Source organism: Psychrobacter sp. T6-4, from assembly GCF_052258425.1.
Lineage (GTDB): Bacteria > Pseudomonadota > Gammaproteobacteria > Pseudomonadales > Moraxellaceae > Psychrobacter.
Window position 1 is genome coordinate 1 of sequence record NZ_JBQQEZ010000036.1, and the last position, 544, is coordinate 544.

The window sequence follows — 544 nt, forward strand, 5'->3', positions numbered from 1 at the left end:
TTCGACCGCGCCTTCGCGACGATCATTGATTCGAACTCGACCATGGCGATCGCCGCGCTGATCCTGTTCTTCCTCGGCTCGGGGCCGGTGAAGGGGTTCGCCGTGGTGTTCATCCTCGGCATCCTGACCACGGTCATCACCGCGGTGACGCTGACCCGGATGATGATCGCGGTGTGGTATAAGACGTTCAGGCCGAAGGCCCTGCCGTTCTAAGGCTTCGAATCTTCCGAGGAGGTTGGCCGAGCGATCCGACACAGATCCGTCATCCCGGGGCCGCGAAGCGGAGCCCGGGATCCATAATCGCAGGTTGAGCAGACCTTGCGCTGTCGGCGGCTCTGGATTCCGGGCTCGCCTGCGGCGCCCCGGAATGACACGGTGATGTATCCGGTCCCCTCTCCTAACCGGAGGAGGGGGAACACCTTTTGTCCCTATCCGATCACGGCTTCTTCGTCTCCGGCGCCGGCTGTGCGGCGGCCGGCGCCGCGTCGGTGCGGTCGATCTTGGCCTCGGCGCGCAGCTTCAGGATCATGTCCTGCTGGGCCTT

At 64.5% G+C, this 544-nt stretch carries 1 protein-coding gene; it reads left to right on the forward strand.

Features of this window, described 5'->3' with window-relative positions; genetic code table 11:
- The coding region (locus ACTXGE_RS12510; protein WP_443560327.1) for a hypothetical protein at window positions 1-213 on the forward strand (213 nt) is incomplete at its 5' end.
- Between the last annotated feature and the right edge of the window lie 331 nt (window positions 214-544).